Origin of the sequence: Mesorhizobium sp. M7A.F.Ca.ET.027.03.2.1 (assembly GCF_003999175.1) — a bacterium.
GTDB lineage: Bacteria > Pseudomonadota > Alphaproteobacteria > Rhizobiales > Rhizobiaceae > Mesorhizobium.
Window position 1 is genome coordinate 1 of the sequence record NZ_RZOM01000422.1, and the last position, 4,846, is coordinate 4,846.

The window sequence follows — 4,846 nt, forward strand, 5'->3', positions numbered from 1 at the left end:
CTTCAAGGCTTAAGGCCATGGCCCACAAAAATGCACCCGTCATCAGGCGGGTGCATTTTTGTGACAGCGGCAGACCCGCCTGATCTAGGCGGCCGCCTGCGCTTTGCGCGCTTCCTTCATGTTTGGCAGGAACACGGTGAGCAATCCAAGAAACGGCAAATACGAGCAGATCTGGAAGACGAAATCGATGCCCTTCATATCGGCGACGATACCGAGCACGGCCGCCGCGATGCCGCCCATGCCGAAGGCGAAGCCGAAGAAGATGCCGGCGATCATGCCGACGCGGCCCGGCACGAGTTCCTGCGCAAAGACGACGATGTTCGAGAAGGCAGAGGACAGGATCAGGCCGATCAGCACCGTCAGCACCATCGTCCATTCCAGATTGGCGTAGGGCAAGGCGAGCGTGAAGGGCAGCACGCCGACGATGGAGAACCAGATCATCGCCTTCTGCCCGTAGCGGTCGCCGAATGGGCCGCCGAGCAGGATGCCCAGCGCCGAGGCTCCGAGGAACAGGAACAGCATGACTTGGCTCATCTGCACCGAAACGCCGAACTTATGCATGGAATAGAAGGTGTAGTAGCTGGCGAGGCTGGCGATGTAGGCATTCTTGCTCAGCACCAGCAGGGTCAGCACGATCAATGCGTTCATCACCTTGCGGCGCGGGAAGGGCGAAACGAAGCTCGCCGCCTTGCGGGTGCCCTGTGCGGCACGCAGCCGGCTGTACCAGCCGCCGACCTGCCACAAAACGATGATGCCGATCAGCGAGCCGATGGCGAACCAGGAAATGCTGGTCTGGCCGAACGGCACGACGATGAAGGCTGCCAGCAGCGGCCCCATGGACTGTCCGAAATTGCCGCCAACCTGGAACAGCGACTGCGCCAGGCCGAAGCGGCCGCCGGAGGCGAAGCGGGCGATGCGCGAGGATTCCGGATGGAAGATCGCCGAGCCGATGCCGATCAGCGAGGCGCCGATCAGGAGCAGCGAATAGTGCCCGGCATAGGCGAGCACAATCAGGCCGATCAGCGATGACGCCATGCCGTAGGGCAGCGAATAGGGCATCGGCCGCTTGTCGGTGATCATGCCGATCACAGGCTGCAGCAGCGACGCGGTCACCTGGAAGGTGAAGGTCAACAAGCCGATCTGCCAGAAATCGAGGCCATAATTCTCTTTCAGGAGCGGGTAAATGGCCGACAGCAGCGACTGCATGATGTCGTTGATGCAGTGGCAGAAGCTCACCGCCAGGATGACGGTGAAGGCCGTCGCCTGGGCTGAAGCGTGACTGGTGGTCGCCGGTGGGGCGACGCTGGCGGCTGTCGTATCGGTCAAGGTAGGCTCCGTGGTCTTTTTGGCGGGCAGGCCCGCAGGCAGTTGACGGACGCACCTGCGGCCGCCTTGTCGGACGCTCCTGTGGAGCGCTTGGGACCGGTGCCTTATAAGCTGCTTGCGGGATGACTTCTTTCGTGGTTTGGTCCAATAGTTTCGCAAGTGGGCCATATCGGATGCCGCACGGCAAAGAAGTCTTTCACGCTGGCAACGCCAATCTCGGGCAGTTGCACGAGAGCCGCTGGCAGTGGCTTGAGCAAGTGGCCGGGCCGGCGGTGGCATTGCCGACCGAATATCCCGATGGCTACCGTGTGCCGCAACACCGCCACAGCCGCAGCCAGCTCTTGCATGCGCTTGTCGGCGTGGTGCTGGTGACGACGCGCTACGGGCGCTGGATGGTGCCGCCCGACCACGCGATGTGGATTCCAGCCGGCACCGAGCATTCCGTCGAGATGCTGGGCGATGTCTCGATGCGTTCGGTCTATGTCATGCCACAGGCGATCCCCGGGCTGCCCGAAGGCTTGCGCGTCGTCGGCGTCACCGACCTGATGCACAGCCTGATCGTGGAATCGGAAAAGCTGCCGCAAGGCGGCGTTCTGGAAGGACGTGGTGGGCTGATCATGAACCTTTTGCTGCACGAAATCCCGACCTTGCCGGAACGGCCGCTCGGCCTGCCATTCCCGTCCGATCCAAGGCTGTCGGCGCTCTGCCGGCGCTTCGTCGCGGCACCGTCGCCGCATGCGACGATCGATGAATGGGCGGATGCCGCCGGCATGAGCCGCCGCTCCTTCACCCGCGCCTTCCAGCGCCAGACCGGCCTGTCGCTGTCGACATGGCGCCAGCAGGCCTGCCTGTTCGCGGCGCTGCCCAGGCTGGCGGACGGCGAGCCGATCACCAGGGTGGCGCTCGATCTCGGCTATGACAGCGTGCCGGCCTTCATCACCATGTTCAAGCGCATGCTGGGAACCTCGCCGCGCGGCTATATGCGCGGCGCACGAGAAAGCGTCGAGGTCGCTCGTCGCCTGGTCGGCCCGGTTCGGTTGGAAAGCCCTGCGCCGCAACGGCAGGTGCTGTTCTAGAGCATTTTACCGTTTCATGGAAACGGCGAGCTGCTCTAACTCTTTGTTTTGACGTAATTCTCTAGGGAAAGCGCTACGCGCTTTTCCCGGGAAAACCGCTTCACACTTTTCCTAGAATTGCTCTAGCTAGAATTGCTCTAGTCGAACAGGCTCGACACCGATTCCTCGGTCGCGGTGCGCGAAATGGCTTCGCCCATGAGGTCGGCGATCGAGATGACGCGGATGTTGGGCGCGTCGAGCACGCCCTGGGTGGGCTGGATGGAATCGGTGATCACCAGTTCCTGCAGCTTCGAGCCGGTGATGCGGGCAACCGCACCGCCCGACAGCACACCGTGGGTGATATAGGCGGTGACACTGGTGGCGCCGTTGGCCAGCAGTGCATCGGCGGCGTTGCACAGCGTGCCGCCGGAATCGACGATGTCGTCGATCAGCAGGCAATCCTTGCCGGCGACCGCGCCGATGATGTTCATGACTTCCGATTCGCCGGGCCGTTCGCGGCGCTTGTCGACGATGGCCAATTGCGCATCGAAGCGCTTGGCCAGCGCACGGGCGCGGACCACGCCGCCAATGTCGGGCGAGACAACCACGACGTTGCCGAGTTGCTTGTATTTGGCCTTCACGTCGCGGGCCATCACCGGCACGGAAAACAGATTGTCGGTCGGAATATCGAAGAAGCCCTGGATCTGGCCGGCATGCAGGTCAAGTGTCAGAACGCGGTCGACACCGGCGCGGGTGATCATGTTGGCGACCAGCTTGGCCGAGATCGGCGTGCGGCCGGAGGCGCGGCGGTCCTGCCTGGCGTAGCCGAAATAGGGGATGACCGCCGTGATGCGCTTGGCCGAGGAACGCATGAAGGCATCGATCATGATGAGCAATTCCATCAAATGATCGTTGGTCGGGAACGAGGTCGATTGCAGGATGAAGACATCCTCGCCGCGCACGTTTTCCTGGATTTCGACGAAGATTTCCTGGTCGGCGAAGCGCCTGACCGTGGCTTTGCCCAGCGGGACGTTGAGGTACCGGGCGACCGCTTCGGCCAGCACCCTGTTGGAATTGCCCGCGAAGAGTTTCATGCACGGTTCCTGGTGGAGGATGATGAGACCTGACGGACTCGCTTGCGCCCTTTAACCGGGCTTTTAGCGGCCCGCGCCGGTATTGCAAGCGCCGAGATCGGGAATCCGCCGGCTAAACTCAAGAAAGCTCCGCGCCATCGCCGGGCTGCAACAGGGAGCAGCGGACTTGCGCTGCTCCTTCTTCTCGTTGGGCATTGGATTTTCCCAAAACCGTCTCCACTTTTTGGGCCCGATGCCTCTAGCCCGCCTTGCCGCCGAGCCAGGCCGCGAATTGGTCGATGGTCTGGTCGGCGATCGTCTGCATGGTGGCCGGCGAGACCCCCTTCCAGCTGTCGCCGCCCGCGCTGGCGCCGGAATTGACCGACGGGGCCTTCTGCTGACCATTGATGCGGTGCAGCCGGTTGCCGGCGGGGTCATAGACATCCCAGACATAGATGACGGTGGTGTCGGCGCCTTCCGACATCGTCGAGAAATAGCCCTTCAGCACATGTGTCACGGTCTGGTCGGCGCTGCCGGCGAGCGTGATACCGCGCTGCCTGGCGCGGGTCTGCAACTCCGCCGTCAGAGGTGTCGCGGCTTCCACCGAAGCGCCGACGATCGGCGCGATCTGCAGGCGGGTCTTCGACAGGATGGCAGCGCTTTGGGCTGATGTGACCGGTGCGGCGGTGGTTGCGGGAGCGCCCGCCGTGCTGGTGGCGGGCAGCGTCTGGGTCGACGTCGCCGGCGGAGTGATCGCCGACGGTTCGAGCACGTCCTTTGCGTTGGTGCAGGCGGCAAGAGCCAATGCCACAAGCAATGACACGGTCGTCACATGCGATCGTCTCATTTGCCTTCTAACTCCTTGGCGAAGAACGCCTCCCATTGTGGATTCACTGTACGATCAAGTCGAGATCATGGCGGGACAGCGGCTTGGGCTGGGATTCGGTGGTCAGGTAGGTGCGGCCAAGCGTCATCGCCGTCTCGGTATCGGAGTCCATGATGATCATATGGGCGAACAGCGTCATGTTGGGCGCGATCGGTTCGGGATTGCCCTGGTAGAACATCGGCATGTCCATCCAGGACGGGGTGAAGCGGGCGCCGACCGAATAGCCGCAGGCGTTCAGCCGGTGCTTGGTCAGGCCGTGTGCCTCCATGGTGCGGGCATGCGCATCGAAGACGTCGCCGAAGCTGTTGCCCGGCGTCATCGCCTTTTCGACAGCCAGGAGTGCCGCGCGGGCGGCGTCGAACAATTCCTGATGGCGCTTCGACACCTTGCCGGTCAGCACCGTGCGCATCATCGGTGCGTGGTAGTGGTTGAAGACGCCGGCCCATTCGAGCGTCAGCTGGTCATTTTTGGTGAGCTTGCGGCGGCCGGCCTTGTAGCGGCACAGC

At 63.0% G+C, this 4,846-nt stretch carries 5 protein-coding genes; 1 reads left to right on the plus strand and 4 read right to left on the minus strand.

What is annotated here, in order from left to right; genetic code table 11:
* Window positions 1–84: 84 nt before the first annotated feature.
* Window positions 85–1,326 carry an MFS transporter gene (locus tag EN750_RS18610; RefSeq protein WP_164873804.1) on the minus strand — a complete coding sequence of 414 codons (1,242 nt, stop codon included), beginning with the start codon at window positions 1,324–1,326 and terminating at the stop codon, window positions 85–87.
* A 173-nt stretch (window positions 1,327–1,499) separates the two neighbouring features.
* Between EN750_RS18610 and EN750_RS18615 the strand changes: the two genes are divergently transcribed.
* The gene (locus tag EN750_RS18615; RefSeq protein ID WP_127397287.1) at window positions 1,500–2,402 is read left to right on the plus strand and encodes a helix-turn-helix transcriptional regulator; all 903 of its coding nucleotides are present in this window, start codon (window positions 1,500–1,502) and stop codon (window positions 2,400–2,402) included.
* Window positions 2,403–2,539: 137 nt separating this feature from the next.
* Here the strand turns inward: EN750_RS18615 and EN750_RS18620 are convergent, their stop codons facing one another.
* From EN750_RS18620 to EN750_RS18630, 3 genes are all read right to left on the minus strand, one after another.
* Window positions 2,540–3,475 carry a ribose-phosphate pyrophosphokinase gene (locus EN750_RS18620; protein ID WP_127397288.1) on the minus strand — a complete coding sequence of 312 codons (936 nt, stop codon included), beginning with the start codon at window positions 3,473–3,475 and terminating at the stop codon, window positions 2,540–2,542.
* Window positions 3,476–3,713: 238 nt separating this feature from the next.
* Complete coding sequence (locus EN750_RS18625) at window positions 3,714–4,301, minus strand: hypothetical protein (RefSeq protein ID WP_127321245.1); 588 nt, start codon at window positions 4,299–4,301, stop codon at window positions 3,714–3,716.
* Window positions 4,302–4,344: 43 nt separating this feature from the next.
* The coding region (locus EN750_RS18630) for a M24 family metallopeptidase (RefSeq protein ID WP_145967758.1) at window positions 4,345–4,846 on the minus strand (502 nt) is incomplete at its 5' end.

What these genes read in the sequence shown, in the direction of transcription:
- EN750_RS18615 (WP_127397287.1), top strand. Translation starts at nt 1,500, where the DNA reads ATGCCGCACGGCAAAGAAGTCTTTCACGCTGGCAACGCCAATCTCGGG.
- EN750_RS18620 (WP_127397288.1), bottom strand. Translation starts at nt 3,475, where the DNA reads ATGAAACTCTTCGCGGGCAATTCCAACAGGGTGCTGGCCGAAGCGGTC.
- EN750_RS18625 (WP_127321245.1), bottom strand. Translation starts at nt 4,301, where the DNA reads ATGAGACGATCGCATGTGACGACCGTGTCATTGCTTGTGGCATTGGCT.